Source organism: Streptomyces sp. NPDC050619 (assembly GCF_040654815.1).
Classification (GTDB): domain Bacteria; phylum Actinomycetota; class Actinomycetes; order Streptomycetales; family Streptomycetaceae; genus Streptomyces.
The window spans coordinates 585,150-602,082 of sequence record NZ_JBFAIR010000002.1 but is presented as its reverse complement, the minus strand read 5'-3'; the positions used below and the strand labels follow the sequence as shown (position 1 = coordinate 602,082).

Here is a 16,933-nt window from a genome sequence, read left to right as displayed (position 1 = left end):
GTGGACGTGGGTGTCAGTGGACGCCCAGCCAACTCTCGATCGGGTTCAGGGCGAAGTAGACCAGGAAGATCACCGTCAGGCCCCACATGAAGGCGCCGATCTCCCGGGTCCTGCCCTGGGCGGTCTTGATGGCGACGTAGGAGATGACTCCGGCCGCGACGCCCGCGGTGATGGAGTACGTGAACGGCATGATCACGACGGTCAGGAACACCGGGATCGCAGTGGCCCGGTCGGCCCAGTCCACGTGCCGTGCGTTCATCATCATCATGGCACCGATGACCACCAGCGCCGCGGCGGCGACCTCGCCCGGCACGATCGCCGTCAGCGGGGTGAAGAACAGACAGGCCGCGAAGAAGAGCCCGGTGACCACGGACGACAGGCCGGTACGGGCGCCCTCGCCGACACCGGTCGCCGACTCGACGAACACCGTCTGGCCCGAGGCGCCCGAGACGCCGCCGATCGCGCCGCCCGCGCCGTCGATGAACAGCGCCTTGGACAAGCCCGGCATCCGGCCCTTGCCGTCCGCGAGCCCGGCCTCGGTGCCGACGCCGATGATGGTGGCCATCGCGTCGAAGAAGCCGGCCAGGACGAGCGTGAACACGATCATGCCGACCGTCATCGCGCCGACCTCGCCCCAGCCGCCGAACTCGACGTCCCCGAAGAGCGAGAAGTCCGGCATCGAGACCGCGCTGCCGTGCAGTTCGGGAGCGCCACTGGCCCATTGCTTCGGGTCGATGACGTCAGTCGCGTTGAGGAGCACGGCGAGTACGGTCCCGCCCAGGATCCCGATCAGGATCGCGCCGGGGACGCCTCGGGCCTGGAGCATGAAGATCGCGAGGAGGGTCAGGGCGAAGAGCAGCACCGGCCAGCCGGCGAGTTCACCGGCCGGGCCGAGACTGACCGGGGTCGCCTCGCCCTGGTGCACGAAACCGGCCTTGAAGAAGCCGATCAGGGCGATGAACAGGCCGATGCCCATCGTGATCGCGTGCTTGAGCGCGAGCGGGATCGCGTTCATGATCATCTCGCGCAGGCCGGTGACGACCAGCAGCATGATGACCACGCCGTACAGCACGCACATGCCCATCGCCTGCGGCCAGGTCAGCTGCGGGGCCACCTGCGAGGACAGCACCCCGGAGACGGAGAGGCCGGCGGCGAGGGCGAGGGGCACCTTGCCGACGAAGCCCATCAGCAGCGTGGTGAGGGCCGCCGCGCTCGCGGTCGCGGTGATCAGCGCCTGTTGGCCGAGCGTGTTGCCCGCCGCGTCCTTGCCGGACAGGATCAGCGGGTTGAGCAGGAGGATGTACGCCATCGCCATGAAGGTGGTGACGCCGCCGCGCACTTCGCGCGCGAGGGAGCTGCCTCGCCGGGATATGTGGAAGTACCCATCGAGCCAGGACCGTCCGGCCGGGACGCGGGTTCCTTCGCCCGCGTCTTCGGCCGTGGTCCTGGGCTCCACGGACTGCTGGGTCATGGTGCCGTCTCCCAAGTTTCACAGGGTGTTGGGGGATGTGCACGACCCGGGGGACGGCCCGAGACGAACAACGGGGATCCGGGGGATGGGTACCCCCGGAGAACTCAGGTTCCCGTCAGGTGTTCGGGACGTACCGGTGTCCTGTTGAGCTCCAGCCCCGTCGCGGCGCGGATCGCCGCGAGCACGGCCGGAGTCGACGACAGGGTGGGTGCCTCGCCGACGCCGCGCAGCCCGTACGGGGCGTGGTCGTCGGCGAGTTCGAGCATGTCGACCGGGATGGTCGGCGTGTCGAGGATGGTGGGGATCAGGTAGTCCGTGAAGGAGGGGTTCCTCACTTTCGCCGTCTTCGGGTCGACGATGATCTCCTCCATGACCGCCACGCCCAGACCCTGGGTCGTACCGCCCTGGATCTGGCCGAGGACGGACAGCGGATTGAGGGCCTTGCCGACGTCCTGCGCGCAGGCCAGCTCGATCACCTTCACCAGGCCGAGCTCGGTGTCGACCTCGACGACGGCACGGTGGGCCGCGAAGCTGTACTGCACATGCCCATTGCCCTGGCCGGTGCGCAGGTCGAAGGGCTCGGTCGGCCGGTGCCGCCACTCGGCCTCGACCTCGACGGCCTCGTCCTCGAGTACGTCCACCAGATCGGCCAGCACCTCACCCCCGTCGGTGACGACCTTGCCGCCCTCCAGGAGCAGTTCGGCGGTGGCCCAGGCGGGGTGGTAGGAGCCGAACTTGCGGCGCCCGAGCTCCAGGACCTTCTCCCGGACGAGCTCGCAGGAGTTCTTGACGGCGCCCCCGGTGACGTACGTCTGCCGCGAGGCCGATGTCGAACCGGCGCTGCCCACCTGTGTGTCCGCCGGGCGGATGGTCACCTGGGTGACGCCCAGCTCGGTGCGGGCGATCTGCGCGTGGACGGTGACCCCGCCCTGCCCGACCTCCGCCATCGCGGTGTGCACGGTCGCGACGGGCTCGCCGCCGACCACCTCCATGCGCACGCGAGCGGTCGAGTAGTCGTCGAACCCCTCGGAGAAGCCGACGTTCTTGATGCCGACCGCGTAGCCCACACCCCGTACGACGCCTTCGCCGTGCGTGGTGTTGGACAGCCCGCCCGGCAGCTGCCGTACGTCCGCGCCCTCGCTGCTCTCCCACTGGCGCTCCGGCGGCATCGGCATCGCCTTGACGCGGCGCAGGAGTTCGGCGACCGGGGCCGGTGAGTCGACCGGCTGCCCGGTCGGCATGACGGTCCCCTGCTCCATGGCGTTCAGCCGCCGGAACTCCACCGGGTCCATGCCGAGGCGTTCGGCCAGCTTGTCCATCTGGGCCTCGTAGGCGAAGCACGCCTGGACCGCGCCGAAGCCGCGCATGGCGCCGCAGGGCGGGTTGTTGGTGTAGAGGGCGAGGGCCTCGATCTCGACGTCGTCGACGACGTACGGGCCGACGCTCAGGGACGCGGCGTTGCCCACGACCGCCGGGGACGAGGACGCGTACGCACCGCCGTCGAGCACGATGCGGCACTTGACGTGGGTCAGCCTGCCCTCGCGGGTGGCCCCGTGCTCGTAGTACAGCTTCGCCGGGTGGCGATGGACATGGCCGAAGAAGGACTCGAAGCGGTTGTAGACGATCTTCACCGGCTTCCTGGTGCGCAGCGCCAGCAGGCACGCGTAGATCTGCATCGACAGATCCTCACGGCCGCCGAAGGCGCCGCCGACGCCGGACAGCGTCATGCGGACCTTGTCCTCCCGCAGGCCCAGGACGGGCGCGATCTGGCGGAGATCGGCGTGCAGCCACTGGGTGGCGATGTAGAGGTCGACGCCGCCGTCCTCGGCCGGGACCGCGAGACCGGACTCAGGGCCCAGGAACGCCTGGTCCTGCATGCCGAAGGTGTACTCGCCCTGGACGACGACGTCGGCGCGCTCCCGGGCAGCCGCGACATCGCCGCGGATGACCGGCTGCCGGTGCAGGATGTTCGGATGCGGCACATGACCGATGTAGTGGTCGTCGCGGACTTCGTGGATCAGGATCGCGTCCGGCGCGGTGGCGGCGGCCTCATCGGTGATGACCGGAAGTTCCCGGTACTCGACCTTGATCTTGGCGGCGGCGCGCCGCGCGGTCTCCGGATGGTCGGCGGCGACGATGGCGACGGGCTCGCCGTGGTGGCGGACCTTGCCGTGGGCGAGGACCGGGGTGTCCTGTATCTCCAGGCCGTAGTTCCGCACGTCGGTCGGCAGATCGTCGTACGTCATGACGGCGTGGACGCCGGGCAGGGCGAGCGCCTCGCTCGTGTCGATGGACACGATCTCGGCGTGAGCGACCGTCGAACGCAGGATCTGCCCCCAGAGCATGTCCTCGTGCCACATGTCGGACGCGTACGCGAACTCGCCGGTGACCTTGAGGGTGCCGTCCGGACGCAGCGTGGACTCGCCGACGCCACCCCTGGTCCGGGAACCCTGGGTGATCTTCGTGGGAGTGCCGAGGGGAGCGCTGTCGGTGGGCATCCTCAGACCGCCTCTCCCTGCCGGGCGGCCGCCAGGCGGACCGCGTCCATGATCTTCTCGTAGCCGGTGCAGCGGCACAGGTTGCCCGACAGCGCCTCGCGGATGTCCGCGTCGGTCGGGGTCGGGTTGCGCTCCAGCATCTCGTCGGCGGCGACGAGCAGACCCGGGGTGCAGAAGCCGCACTGGACGGCGCCGGCGTCGATGAAGGCCTGCTGGATCGGGGCGAGTTCGGTGCCCTCGCCGGTGTGCGAGTCGGTGCCTTTCGCCTGCCACCGCCGAGCCTCGTCGAGAGACGTACCGCGGGCGCCCGTCCCGCACGACCGCTGCTCGGCGTAGTCCGCGAGCCCCTCCACGGTGACGACCTCACGGCCCTCGACCTGCCCCGCCGCCACCAGACAGGAACACACGGGCACTCCGTCCAGCCGAACCGTGCAGGACCCGCACTCCCCCTGCTCACAGGCGTTCTTCGACCCCGGCAGCCCCATCCGCTCCCGCAGCACGTACAGCAGGGACTCGCCCTCCCACACGTCGTCGGCTTCCTGCGGACGTCCGTTGACCGTGAAATTGACGCGCATTACGCGACTCCCTCCGTGGCGGCGGTGCCGCGATACGACTCCCAGGTCCAGGTAAGGGTCCGGCGGGCCATGACGCCGACCGCGTGGCGGCGGTAGCTCGCCGTGCCCCGTACGTCGTCGATCGGGTTGCAGGCGGCGGCGCACAGGTCCGCGAACTGCTTGGCGACCGACGGGGTGATGATCTTCCCGTTGTCCCAGAAGCCGCCCTCGTCGAGCGCGGCGTTCAGGAACTCCTCAGCGGCCTTGGCACGCACAGGCGTGGGCGCCGCGGAACCGATGCCCGTACGCACGGTCCGCGTCCCGGGATGGAGCGCGAGCCCGAAGGCGCACACGGCGATCACCATCGCGTTCCGCGTACCGACCTTCGAGAACTGCTGCGGCCCGTCGGCCTTCTTGATGTGCACGGCCCGAATCAGCTCATCGGACGCCAGCGCGTTGCGCTTCACGCCGGTGTAGAAGTCGTCGATCGGAATCAGCCTGGACCCCCGCACCGACTCGACTTCGACCTCCGCACCCGCCGCCAGCAGGGCGGGGTGGGCGTCGCCGGCCGGGGAGGCGGTGCCGAGGTTGCCGCCGACGCCGCCGCGGTTGCGGATCTGCGGTGAGGCGACGGTGTGCGAGGCGAGAGCGAGACCCGGCAGTTCGCCGCGCAGGTTCTCCATGATCTTCGTGTAGGGGACCGAGGCCCCGAGCCGCACACTGCCCTCGCCGACCTCCCACTCCTCGAGGTCGCCGACGCGGTTGAGGTCGAGGAGGTACTCGGGCCGGCGATGGTCGAAGTTGATCTCGACCATCACATCGGTGCCACCCGCAATCGGCACAGCGGTGGGGTGCTCCGCCTTCGCGGCGAGCGCCTCCTCCCAGCTGGCGGGGCGAAGGAAGTCCATGACCGGCTCTCTTCTTCGTATGTCCATGCGGTTGGAATCAGTACACCGCGCCGTGCGCCGACCGGGTCAGTCACGGAAACCATGAAGGAGTTGGCTGGCCAGGACCATCATCTTGTAGATTCGTATGAAACGGAGGCCATCCGTTACGTCCTCGTTTTCGTCCGGAAACGCGAGACACACCCCGCGTGACCAGGATCACAGCCGACACCACCAACAGCTTCGGATTCCAAGACAAAGAAAAGAAACGGCGGCGACGAGAATGCGGCTGCGCGCACTGCTGGACACCGACGCGCTGGGCCTGCGGCTGCTCGGCGGCGAGGACGAGCTGGATCGCGGCGTACGGGGTGTGATGACCACCGATCTCCGGGACCCCAGCCGCTACCTCTCGGGCGGGGAACTGGTGCTCACGGGTCTGGCCTGGCGCCGGAACGCCGCGGACTCCGAGCCGTTCGTACGGATCCTGGTGCAGGCCCAGGTGGCCGCGCTGGCGGCCGGCGAGGCGGAGCTGGGAGCCGTCCCCGACGACCTGGTCATCGCCTGCGCCCGCCACCGTCTCCCCCTGTTCGCGGTGCACGAGTCGGTGGCCTTCGCGACGATCACCGAGCACGTCGTACGGCAGGTCTCCGGCGAGCGGGCCGGCGACCTCGCGGCCGTGGTCGACCGCCACCGCCGGATGATGACCTCGGGCCCCGCGGGCGGCGGCCCGGACGTGGTCCTGGATCTGCTCGGCTCGGACCTGGACCTGCGCGCCTGGGTGCTCTCCCCCGCGGGCCGCCTGATCGCGGGCCCGAAGGACACCGCCCCCGGCCTGCCCGCCGACGTCTGCGCGAAGCTCGCGGCCGAACACCTGGCGGCCGTCCGCACGGGCAGACGCGGCCCGCACCGCGTGACCCTCGGCTCCCCGACCTACTCCCTCTTCCCGATCCACAGCGGCGGCCCCTCCCCGCAGGGCTCCCGGGACGTGCGCGAGACGGTCCTGTCGGACTGGCTGCTGGCCGTGGAGGCGGACGCCGGGGACTGGCCCGCGGAGCGCCTGGACCTCCTCCAGGGCGTCACCCAGCTGATCGCGGTCGAACGGGACCGCCGGGACGCGGCCCGCACGGTCCGCAGGCGCCTGGCCCAGGAGGTCCTGGAACTGGTGCAGACGGGCGCGGCCCCCGCGGAGATCGCGGCCCGTCTCCGGGTGGCGGCCCCCGTGCTCCTGCCCGGCCTCGGCGCGGCCCCGCTCTGGCAGGTGGTCGTGGCCCGCGTCGAATGGGCGGACGGCGGCCTCGATGGCGGCCCGATCGCCCAGTCGCTCCTGGAGGAGATCCTGGTGGACCCGCTCGCCACCGGCCCGGAGCCCTCCGACCGCATCGCGGTGGCGCACACGGGCGACGAGGCGATCGCACTGGTCCCGCTCCCCGCGGTCTCCTCAGAACCCGAGACAGGCATCCTCGCCGACCTGCTCCTGGAATCCGTACGGGGCCCCCTGTCGGCCGGCCTCGACGACGACGGCCGCGTGACCCTCGGCGTCAGCGCGTCGGTCCACTCGGCGGAGGGCCTGCGCGGCGCGCTGGAAGAAGCCCGCCATGCCCGACGGGTCGCCGCGGCCCGCCCCGGCCGGGTCTGCGCGGCCGGTCACCAGGAACTGGCCTCCCACGTCCTGCTGCTCCCCTTCGTCCCGGACGACGTCCGCCGAGCGTTCACCGCCCGCCTCCTGGACCCGCTGCGCGACTACGACCGCCGCCACCGGGCCGAACTCATCCCCACCCTCGAGGCGTTCCTCGACTGCGACGGCTCCTGGACCCGCTGCGCGACCCGTCTCCACCTGCACGTCAACACGCTGCGCTACCGCGTCGGCCGGATCGAGCAGTTGACGAGCCGCGACCTGTCACGCCTCGAAGACAAGCTGGACTTCTTCCTGGCACTGCGCATGAGCTGAAACCTCGGCACCCCCGGATCCCACGACTTTGTGAAATCCTTCACCCACCCCCTTGGCCAGGGGCGTCGATTCGTGCTGAGATGCGCCCACCACTCAAAGCTCGATGGCGTGCTCGGGGAGGGCAACGTGGCGCAAACCGCCATGTCTGGTAACGGAACGACCGCCGGTGACGATCCACTCCAGACCGCGGTATGGCGGCTGCGCTCACGCGCTTGCTGGGCGGACGCGGCCGCACTGCTCCAACCGGTCACCGCGGCGGCCTCGCTCCAGCGGGCGGCGCTGCTGGTGGAGCGGTGTCTGTACACGGAGCAGGGCTGGGAGGAGGCCGAGGACGCGCTGCGTACGGCCGAGGCGCTGGCCCACAGCGACGACGAACGGGGCGCGGCGGCTTGTGAACGCGGGCAGCTTGCCTACGCGGCCACGCTGCACGCCGTACGGGACCGAGCCGACGAGGCACGGGCCGCGCTGGGCCGGGCGGCGGCCCTGATCCCTCCCGGATCTCCCCAGCGGGCCCTCCTGGACTTCCGACGAGGTCTCCTCGCGGAGAACCTGGCGCACTCCCCCCAGTCGGCCCGAGCGGCCTACCGCCGCGCCCACGCGGGCGCCACGGCCCACTCCGACCTGCTCCTGCTGTCCTTCACCTGGCGCCACCTCGCCGGACTCGCCCTGCGCGAGGGCGAGTTGGCGGAGGCCCGGCACGGATTCACCGAATCCCTCCGAATCCGCGAGGAGTTGGGCTACCTGGTCGGCACGGCCCCCGCGCTGGCATCCCTGGCCGACGCGGAATCAGAACCGGAGGCGACCCAACTCCGCGAGGAAGCCCGGCGACTGTTCCGCCTACTGGGCGGCGTACCAACCTGGCTGTCCCGCCAACTGGCTCCACCGGCGGCGACAGCGTAGGCACCCGGTGCTGCTGCGGGGGTTGCTGGGGGCTCCGCCCCCAGACCCCCGCCATCGGCCCTGAACGGGCCTCGTCCTCAAACGCCGGACCGGGCTGAAGACACTCACCCGGACCGGCGCCAAGAGGCGAGGCCCGCACCCGCCCACGGCGCGAAGGGGACGTGTCGGGGGGTGTCCGCCCGCAGCGGTTGTCGCGTCAACCCGGGCACGTTGACAGCCGACCGATTCCGCGACGTTCCGAGGACGGACACCCCCCGACGCGGCCCCGACCCACAACGCACCCGCAGGCGCAAACGCGCACCCCCACCGACCCCGCACAGGCCGCCGCAGGCACCCCCTCAGACCGCCCCGGCGAAGTGCTCCCCCACCAACACCCGCACCACATCCACATCCCGCGCGATCAACGCCTCCAACAGCGCCATATGCTCCGCCGCATCCGCGACCAGCTCACCCCGTCCCCGCCCCCGCCCCGCGGCCCGCCCCACGAGCGGCCACTGCGCGCGGCGGTGAAGGTCCTCCGCGATCTGCACCAACTGCTCGTTTCCCGCCAACGCCAGCAACGCACGATGAAAGGCCCGGTCCGACTCCGCATACGTGGCCCGGCAACCGGAAGCCGCGGCCCGGACAGTCGCCTCGGCGAGCGGCCACAGCTCGGCCCAGCGCTCGGCGGGCACCGAACGGGCGAGCCGCAGCATCACCGGCACCTCGATCAGCGCACGCACCTCGGCCAGCTCCGCCAACTCCCGCGTCCCCCGCTCCACCACCCGGAAGCCACGATTGGGAACGACCTCGACCGCGCCCTCCAGCGCAAGCTGCTGCATCGCCTCCCGGACGGGCGTCGCGGAGACCCCGAACCGCTCGCCGAGCCCGGGCCCCGAGTACACCTCACCGGGCCTCAGCTCCCCCGTCACCAGCGCGGTACGCAACGCGTCGAGGATCTGCCCCCGCACAGAGGACCGCTGCACGGCAGACCGAGGCCGGGGAAGCGGCTGCTCACTGTGGGTGTGCTCACCCCGAACGGCCCCGGACACGATCCCCCGCTCCCGGTCCACGTCCACGGCCCTGGGCTGTGCCGGCACCCGCACCGCAGCCACCGGAGAGCGGTCCCCTGCCTCGGCGGAGCCCCGCGCACCCTGCTTCAAGGGGTCCCCCTCCGGACGTGTCGGTACTTGAGGTCATTACGGCGGGTTGTTACTCGCCCGTCAAGCACCTTAAGCGCAGAAGCCACCAGTTCAAATCCCGACGATATTCGATAAGGTAAGCCTTACCTTAAAACGCCTGCGAATCGGTGGCCCCATGCCCGCACAGGAACCCGCACACCACTCCCCCGTCGCAGCCGCCTACGCCCACATGACCAAGGCCTTCCCAGGCCTGACCGTCACCGAGCTACCCCCCGACCGACAACCCCCACAAACCCCCGGCTGGGTAACCGCCACCGAACTCGCCACCGCCGGCCCCGCCCTGGACACATTCCTCGCCTGGGACCACGCCCAAGTCCTCCGCGACCACGGCCGCCCCGCCCGCCCCGACGTGATCGCGAGCTTCGGCCTGCACCGCTACGCCTGGCCCGCCTGCCTCCTGATCACCGTCCCCTGGTTCCTGCACCGCCGCGTCCCCCGCTACCCCATGACGCACGTCTCCTACGACCGCACCCACGGCCCCATGACCTTCGCCGTACACCCCGGCCCCTTCACCTGCCTCCCGGACGACCCGGCGGCGACCCTGCCCGGCGCCCGCGTCGTCCCCGACGAGGAGGCCCTGCGGGCCGAGGTCCGCACCGCGGTCGCCGAGCACATGGAGCCCGTCCTCGCCGGCTTCGGCCCGCGCATGCGCCGCCGCGGCCGCGCCCTGTGGGGCATGGTGACCGACGAGGTCGTCGAGGGGCTCTGGTACGTCGCCGACCTGCTCGGCGAGAAGAAACGAGCCGAACGCGAACTGGAACTGCTCCTGCCGGGCGCGACCAAGCCGTACGTGGGCTCCGCGGCCTTCCGCGAACTGACCGGACCGAACGGCACGCCACTGACCACCCGGGACCGCGTGAGCTGCTGCATGTTCTACACGCTGGCCCCGGAGGACACCTGCGCCACCTGCCCGCGCACCTGCGACGCGGACCGGATCGCCAAGCTGACGGCGGCCGCAGCCAGTTGAGCCACCCTCAGTCACGACCACGGCACGGCGTCCCGTAGGATCACCGCGAGCATCACGAGCATCGCGTTCAAGACATCCGCCGGGTTACAGGCAATTCACAATTTCCTCACCGGCCGCAGGAACTTTCCGTCGAACCACCCGTACGGGTAGTCTTATTCGAACTCAACTCCCGCCCCTCAAGCGGCAGTTCGAGCAGAACGCCGCCCTGGGCAACCCCTTGCACTTCCTTGGCGGCCTCTTGCCCCGAAACCCCCTGAGGGGCGATGGGATTGGGCCACTATGGCGGGCGTTACGCCCTATCCCAATGCAAGGGACCCCAGATGAGACTGACCGACATATCGCTGAACTGGTTGCTTCCGGGCGCCGTACTGCTCCTGGGCATGCTGGCGGCGGTGGCGGTGCTCGCGCGCGGCAAGCGCTCCTCGGGGAAGGACGCGAGCGCGGACGACTCGTGGGAGCGCAGCGAAGAGCGCCGCAGGCGCAAGGAGGCCGTATACGGCACCGCCTCCTACGTCCTTCTGTTCTGCTGTGCGGCGGTCGCCGCCGCACTCTCCTTCCACGGTCTGGTCGGCTTCGGTCAACAGAACCTCGGCCTCACCGACGGCTGGGAGTACCTGGTGCCGTTCGGCCTGGACGGCGCCGCGATGTTCTGCTCCGTGCTCGCGGTGCGCGAGGCCAGCCACGGTGACGCGGCGCTCGGCTCCCGGATACTCGTATGGACGTTCGCCGGCGCGGCGGCCTGGTTCAACTGGGTGCACGCGCCCAGGGGCATCGACCACGCGGGTGCCCCCCAGTTCTTCGCGGGCATGTCCATGTCCGCGGCCGTACTGTTCGACCGCGCGCTGAAGCAGACCCGCCGGGCCGCCCTGCGCGAGCAGGGTCTGGTGCCGCGTCCGCTGCCGCAGATCCGCATGGTCCGCTGGCTGCGGGCCCCCCGCGAAACGTACAAGGCGTGGTCGCTGATGCTCCTGGAGGGCGTGCGCAGCCTGGACGAGGCGGTCGACGAGGTCCGCGAGGACAAGCGCCAGAAGGAGACGGCCCGACTGCGTCGGCGCGACAAGGAGCGGGTCGAGCGCGCGCAGCTCAAGGCGATCAGCCGGGGCCACCGCGGTTTCGCCGGCCGCGGACGGCAGTTGGAGGCCCCGGCGGCGCAGGCGAGCCTGGAGCGTGCCTCGGACCGGGTCTCCGCGGAGCCTGCCATATCGGCGTCGACGCCGGAGCAACTGCCCGTACGCCAGCGGCCCTCCCTCGAGCCCGTCCGCAGCGGTTCTGACCCCTTCACCGTCGATCTCACCGCGGAGGACGACACCATGGCCCTCCCGCGCCTCGACTCCCTGGAGCGCAAGCTCAAGGACCTCGAGCAGCAGTTCGGCTAGGACGAGCACCACGGGAAGGGGGCGTGACCGACAAGGTCACGCCCCCTTCCCGTGCGCTCCTCGCCGTTCACGCCACTCCGGCGTCCAGCTCGAACCACACCGCCTTCCCCACCCCGTGCGCCCGCACGCCCCACGCGTCCGCGAGGGACTGCACCAGGAACAGGCCCCGCCCGTGCGTACCGTCGTCGGCGTTCGGTACGCGCAGTCGGGGCCTGCGGGCCACGAAGTCCCGCACCTCCACCCTCAGGCCACGGGGTCCGACGGTGGCCGTCACGACCGCGTCGTGGTCCGTGTGGACGAGCGCGTTCGTGACGAGTTCGCTGGTCAGCAGTTCCGCCACCTCCGATCGCCCGGGCCTGCCCCAGTGCCGTAACAACTCGCGCAGCGCCCTGCGCGTGTCGGGCACCGCGCCCAGGTCCGCGCGTCCGAGTCTGCGCCTGAGCTGCGGCATCGGCGCCTCTTCCATGGCGCTGTCGGCCTCGTCCTCGTCCACCACTGTCTTGACCGAGAGGGCCCCTCTTGCCATGGGACCGCCTCCTCGTGCCTGCCTCTTCATGTCCCCCGCCCGCGTGCCGATGTCGGTTCCCCTCCAGCTCGAACACGTTCACGGGAATCAATGCCCCGTGGCACACGCGACAGTCATGTCGAATCGTCAACGACCAGATGTTCGGCCATACCCACATCGACCCGGCAGGGCCGTGGCCACCGCGCGGGACTTCCGGCAGCTCGCGAAACTGGCCGGAATCCGGTGGTTGTGGAGCGGGGCCGCCCGCCCGACCCCCGTGCGGGAGGGCGGCCCCAGTTTCGGGTGGTCGTGCGGTCAGTGGAGGTTGTTCACGGCCTGGGTGGTCGTCTTCTTGAAGGCCCTCACCGGCGCGTCGTCGAAGTCGCCCAACTGGCCCCAGTCCACGACCGTCACGGTCCGGCCGTCCCGGCCGACCGAGAGGAGGCGGATGTCGGTCGCGCCCCAGGAGGTCTCGGTGTGCAGACCGTAGAGGTGGGCGCCCTCCTCTACGGGCAGCTTGCCGTAATCCTTGAGCGTGGCCTCGATATCCGGGTCGGCCTGCTCGATCCACGCCGGGCAGGACTGGATGTCCTGGTTGAGCCGCGAGAACCGGCCCTGGGCCGAGCGGATGTCCGGCAGGACGACGGTGACCTGGCGGGCGCTGGTGTCGAGGTCGGTCCGGAAGTCGCGGTACCAGGAGTCCTGGCCGCCGCCGAGCGCCATGCCCAGGCAGCGGTCCTGTTCCACCTCCTGCGGTACGCCCTCGGTGACGGAGCCGGCCGTCCAGGCCGAGGTGGGGTGCGGCGGAAGGTCCCCGGCCGAGAGGAAGCCGGGCGCCTTCGTGGCGGCGTTCGCCGGGGCGGCGAGTACGGCGCCGAGCGTGAGGCCCGTGACGGCGAGTACGGTGAGCGTTCCTGCTCGGATGCGCTTGGGCATGGCTGTCCCCCGTGGATCGATCGCATGTGTGCGGAAGTTGAGTGCTTGTGCACGGATTGCCGCCACGGCGCCGGATGGTCGGTCCGGTCCTGCTCGGTGCGACACCAAGAGCATCAGCGGTCACAGCGGGCGGGCGCAACACGGGACGCGGGATCCACCACGGTGGAACCATCCCAGCCCGTCTGACGTGCAGGTATATGGGGTGCCTGGGATACGGATCCGGGAGATGCGGGGGAAACGGTGACGGCACAGGACGACGACGTCGAGGAGTTCGCGGCCCAGCTGCGACGGCTCAAGGAGCGGACGGACCGCAGCTACGGTTCGCTGGCCCGCCGCCTGAACATGAACACCTCCACGCTGCACCGCTACTGCGCGGGTGAGGCGGTCCCCCTGGACTTCGCGCCCGTGGAGCGGTTCGCCGCGCTGTGCGGGGCGTCGGCGCGGGAGCGACTGGAACTGCACCGGTTATGGCTCCTGGCGGTGGCGGCCCGGCAGCGTCCGCGTACGGCGGGTCCCGGGGGCGTACCCGAGGATGCGGGCACGGACAGCGAATCAAGTTCGGCTACGGATACGGAAGTCGAACCGGCCGGGGACGACGAGCCGACTGGTGGCGAGGCGAACTCGGCACCCGCTCCCGCTCCTTCTCCTCCTCCCACTCCCACTCCCGCTCCCGCTCTCGCGCTCCGCCCCTGGTTCCGCCGCCGACGTGTCATGGTGACCGCGGCCGTCGCGGCGGCGCTCCTCGCCACCCTGGGGAGCCTTTCGGCCCTGCCGTCCGACCGCCCTTCGGGGGACGACACCGCGCGATTCCCGGGCGGCCCGTCCGGTACGACGGCCCCGGGCACACCGCACCGCCCTTCGGGCACACCCGCGAGCTCCTCCCCCGGCACCCGTTCCGCCTCCCCGTCCCCCTCGGCCTCGTCGCCGACGCGAGGTACCACGACCGAGCCGTCCAAGACGCCCGCCGGAAAAGGCAGCAGCCCGTCAGGAGCAGGCAAGCAGAACCCGGCCGGCACTGCCACCACTCCCCTCACCTGGACCGTCAACTCCCAGGTCTGGGCGCAGGGCTGTGGCCACGACTACGTCATCGACAAGCCGCCGGCCCAGGTCCCGCCGCCCCCGACCGCGCAGGACGCCGCACCGTGGGCGGCGACGCAGAGCGCCCTGCACGGCCGCGAGACCAATGTGCAGATCTCGGTGCAGGGGCGGAACTCCACGGCCGTCGTCCTGGAGGCGCTGCGGGTCCGCGTCGTCGCGCGCGCCGCCCCGGCCCAGGGCAGTGCCTACGCCATGGACCAGGGCTGTGGCGGAGCGCTCACGCCCCGCTACTTCTCCGTCAATCTGGATGCCGACCGGCCCATCGCCCGCTCGCTCCCCGGCGGTGACAGCGAGGGACCCATCCCGGCCGTGCAGATGCCCTACCGCGTCTCCGCCGAGGACCCGGAGGTGCTGCTGGTCACCGCCCGGACCGAGACCTGCGACTGCGGTTGGTACCTGGAACTGGACTGGTCCTCCCAGGGCCGCACCGGCACGATCCGCATCGACGACCAGGGCAGCCCGTTCCGCACCAGCAGCATCAAGGGACTGCCCCGGTACGGGTACGACACCTCCGCGCGCCAGTGGGCGCCGTACGTCTGAGGCCCGCGGCGGCGGCCGTCACGCCTCCCAAATGGCGGCAGCCGTACGGTCGTCCGCGTATCCCTTGACCCGGACCTGCGTGTCGGCGAGGAACGCGGCGAGGCCGGGCGCGGTGGGGCCGGACCAACGGCCGGTCAGGTACTGACAGAGTTCGGGTTCGCCGCGCAGCGGTTCGGCCAGGCCTCCGGTGCACATCAGGAGCGTGTCGCCCGGCCGGGCGACGGAGGCGCGGAAACGGAAGGGTTCGCGGGGCGGCTCGAGGGCGGGCTCGTACGGGCTGGGTGGGGTCGGGATGCCCAGGTCCATGGTGAGCCGGTCGCCCTCGGGCGTCTCGGACGGCAGTGCGCCGAAGCCGACGACCGGCTCGCCGGGGGAGTCGACGGCGCGCGGCTCGATGTCCTGCCACTCGCCGTCGCGCAGCCGGAACAGTCCACCCGCGCCGACGCCGAAGAAGACGCGCGTACGGCACTCGGGGTCGGCGGGGAGGAGGAGGCAGCGCAGGGTGGCGGCGTACTCCTCCGGGTCGACGCCCTGTTCGGTTGCGCTGGCGCGGAGTTTGCCGAGGCTGCGGTCGGTGAGGCGGTGCAGGCCGGACTTGAGGTCCCCGCGGCGGCCGGCCCTGATGTCCTCGGCGAGCCGTGCGTGGCTGCGGCCCACGGCCCGGCCGATCCAGTGACAGGCCTCGGCGGCCGCACGGTGCGCCCCTGGCGTGGCGCGGGCACCGGTCGCCATCGCCACAAGCACCAGCGCGTGCTCGCCGACCCCGAAGCGGGCGGTGAGCAGCGAGTCCCGCCGCGGCTCCCCCCGGAACCGCGCGGAGTCCCCGCGCATGGAAGCCGCCCGCAGCGTGCAGCACCCGTACCGGGCCCCGTCGAGCACGGTGTCCGCGACCAGATCGTCGAGCTCGTCCGGGTCGGCCGGGGGCAGCGCGGTGGGTTCGGCTTCATAGGTGGGCGGCCCGGATCCGACGTGGTCGACGGGCTCGGGCGGGAGAACGGGGCCCATGGCGGGGCGGGGAGGTGCATCGGGCGGGGCGACGCAGGCGGGGCCGGTTACGGTGCGCGTCGGGAGGGGCGGGGGATCGGTGACGTTGGGGGTGGAGGGGGGCCGGGGGGTGTCCTGAGCAGGGAGGGGGTCCGTGGTGGGCCAGGGGTCCGTGGTGGGCCAGGGGTCCGTGGTGGGCCGGGGGTCCGTGGTGGGCCGGGGGTCCGTGGTGGGCCGGGGGTTGGCTGGGGGTGGTTCCCAGGGGGCGCGTTGCGGCGCAAGGCCAGCGGGGCGCGTGGGCTTCGCCGCGTCGGCGGTGTCTCCGGCGCGGTCCGGTCGGGGGGCGGGGCCGGCATCGTTCGGGGGCGGGGCATCGGTGATGCCTCCCGCGGCGGGGCCTCGCAGTGCGAGTCCGTCGCGCTCGGGCTCGACGTCGGCGCCCCGTGCGTCTGCCGAGGCTGAGTCGAGGGCCGCCTCGGTGTCTTCCCGAGGTGGCGGCAGCGGTGCGAACGGGGGCGGAGGGGGCGGAAGCGCGTCTGCGTCTGGTGGCTTGCGCGAGGCGGGGAAGGTCGTCGTGGCTGGTGTCTCCGTGGAGGTGCGACCGCCAGTCGTTGGGACCGTACGGTCCAAGGGCGTCCGCTCGGCGAATCCCGGCGGCTTCGGCCCGGGCGGGAAGGTCGCCGGGGGCGGGGGCAGGTCGGGCGGCGGCTCCCAGGGGGCACGCTGCCGTCCTGGCTCCGGCCGACGCGAGGCGCCCACCGCCTCGACGCCACCGCCTCGCGACGCTCCGGCCTCCGCGATGTCGCCGAGACCGGGGCGCGGCCCAGGAACCTCACCCTCCACGGCACCCGCTCGCAACGCCCCCGCCTCCGCCGAATCGCCGAAACCGGGGCGCGACCCAGAAACCCCACCCTCCACACCACCGGCCCGCAACGCCCCGTCCTCCACCGGACCAACAAGACCCGGACGCGGCCCAGGAACCCCACCCTCCACACCACCCGCTCGCAACGCCCCCGCCTCCGCCGAATCGCCGAAACCGGGGCGCGACCCAGAAACCCCACCCTCCACACCACCGGCCCGCAACGCCCCGG

Annotated in this window: 13 protein-coding genes; 5 read left to right on the top strand and 8 right to left on the bottom strand. The window is 71.7% G+C overall.

The window, feature by feature from the left end:
- Nucleotides 1–13 precede the first annotated feature (13 nt).
- The 4 genes from AB0I77_RS05755 to AB0I77_RS05740 all read right to left on the bottom strand — a co-directional run bounded on the left by AB0I77_RS05755 (nt 14) and on the right by AB0I77_RS05740 (nt 5,431).
- Nucleotides 14–1,471 carry an NCS2 family permease gene (locus AB0I77_RS05755; RefSeq protein ID WP_363281073.1) on the bottom strand — a complete coding sequence of 486 codons (1,458 nt, stop codon included), beginning with the start codon at nt 1,469–1,471 and terminating at the stop codon, nt 14–16.
- Between the two features lie 104 nt (nt 1,472–1,575).
- Nucleotides 1,576–3,969, bottom strand: a complete 2,394-nt coding sequence (locus AB0I77_RS05750; protein ID WP_363281072.1) for a molybdopterin cofactor-binding domain-containing protein — start codon at nt 3,967–3,969, stop codon at nt 1,576–1,578.
- Nucleotides 3,970–3,971: 2 nt separating this feature from the next.
- Nucleotides 3,972–4,544 carry a (2Fe-2S)-binding protein gene (locus AB0I77_RS05745; protein ID WP_363281071.1) on the bottom strand — a complete coding sequence of 191 codons (573 nt, stop codon included), beginning with the start codon at nt 4,542–4,544 and terminating at the stop codon, nt 3,972–3,974.
- Nucleotides 4,544–5,431, bottom strand: a complete 888-nt coding sequence (locus tag AB0I77_RS05740; protein WP_363281070.1) for a xanthine dehydrogenase family protein subunit M — start codon at nt 5,429–5,431, stop codon at nt 4,544–4,546. The genes AB0I77_RS05745 and AB0I77_RS05740 overlap by 1 nt, the downstream gene beginning before the upstream one ends.
- A 259-nt stretch (nt 5,432–5,690) precedes the next feature.
- Between AB0I77_RS05740 and AB0I77_RS05735 the strand changes: the two genes are divergently transcribed.
- Both AB0I77_RS05735 and AB0I77_RS05730 read left to right on the top strand, forming a co-directional pair.
- Nucleotides 5,691–7,355 carry a PucR family transcriptional regulator ligand-binding domain-containing protein gene (locus AB0I77_RS05735; protein ID WP_363281069.1) on the top strand — a complete coding sequence of 555 codons (1,665 nt, stop codon included), beginning with the start codon at nt 5,691–5,693 and terminating at the stop codon, nt 7,353–7,355.
- Between the two features lie 126 nt (nt 7,356–7,481).
- The gene (locus AB0I77_RS05730; protein ID WP_363281067.1) at nt 7,482–8,255 is read left to right on the top strand and encodes a hypothetical protein; all 774 of its coding nucleotides are present in this window, start codon (nt 7,482–7,484) and stop codon (nt 8,253–8,255) included.
- A 338-nt stretch (nt 8,256–8,593) separates the two neighbouring features.
- On the opposite strand, the gene AB0I77_RS05725 is transcribed toward AB0I77_RS05730, so the two are convergent.
- Nucleotides 8,594–9,397 (bottom strand): GntR family transcriptional regulator, encoded by an 804-nt coding sequence (locus tag AB0I77_RS05725; RefSeq protein WP_363281066.1) that lies wholly within the window; start codon nt 9,395–9,397, stop codon nt 8,594–8,596.
- Between the two features lie 154 nt (nt 9,398–9,551).
- On the opposite strand from AB0I77_RS05725, the gene AB0I77_RS05720 reads away from it, so the two are divergent.
- Nucleotides 9,552–10,403, top strand: coding sequence for a (2Fe-2S)-binding protein (locus AB0I77_RS05720; protein ID WP_363281064.1), 852 nt, complete (start codon nt 9,552–9,554; stop codon nt 10,401–10,403).
- Nucleotides 10,404–10,723: 320 nt separating this feature from the next.
- Entirely contained in the window at nt 10,724–11,779 is a 1,056-nt protein-coding gene (locus AB0I77_RS05715) for a DUF2637 domain-containing protein (protein WP_363281063.1), read from the top strand.
- A 67-nt stretch (nt 11,780–11,846) separates the two neighbouring features.
- Here AB0I77_RS05715 and AB0I77_RS05710 read toward each other — a convergent pair whose 3' ends face one another.
- On the bottom strand, nt 11,847–12,305 hold the full coding sequence (locus AB0I77_RS05710) for an ATP-binding protein (RefSeq protein ID WP_363281062.1): 459 nt from the start codon (nt 12,303–12,305) through the stop codon (nt 11,847–11,849).
- A gap of 294 nt (nt 12,306–12,599) precedes the next feature.
- A complete protein-coding gene (locus AB0I77_RS05705; RefSeq protein WP_363281061.1) occupies nt 12,600–13,220 on the bottom strand; it encodes a hypothetical protein in 621 nt (206 codons plus the stop codon).
- A gap of 240 nt (nt 13,221–13,460) precedes the next feature.
- Between AB0I77_RS05705 and AB0I77_RS05700 the strand changes: the two genes are divergently transcribed.
- Nucleotides 13,461–14,858, top strand: coding sequence for a helix-turn-helix transcriptional regulator (locus AB0I77_RS05700; RefSeq protein WP_363281060.1), 1,398 nt, complete (start codon nt 13,461–13,463; stop codon nt 14,856–14,858).
- 18 nt (nt 14,859–14,876) lie between these two features.
- Here the strand turns inward: AB0I77_RS05700 and AB0I77_RS05695 are convergent, their stop codons facing one another.
- The gene (locus AB0I77_RS05695; protein WP_363281151.1) at nt 14,877–16,223 is read right to left on the bottom strand and encodes a protein phosphatase 2C domain-containing protein; all 1,347 of its coding nucleotides are present in this window, start codon (nt 16,221–16,223) and stop codon (nt 14,877–14,879) included.
- Nucleotides 16,224–16,933 lie beyond the last annotated feature (710 nt).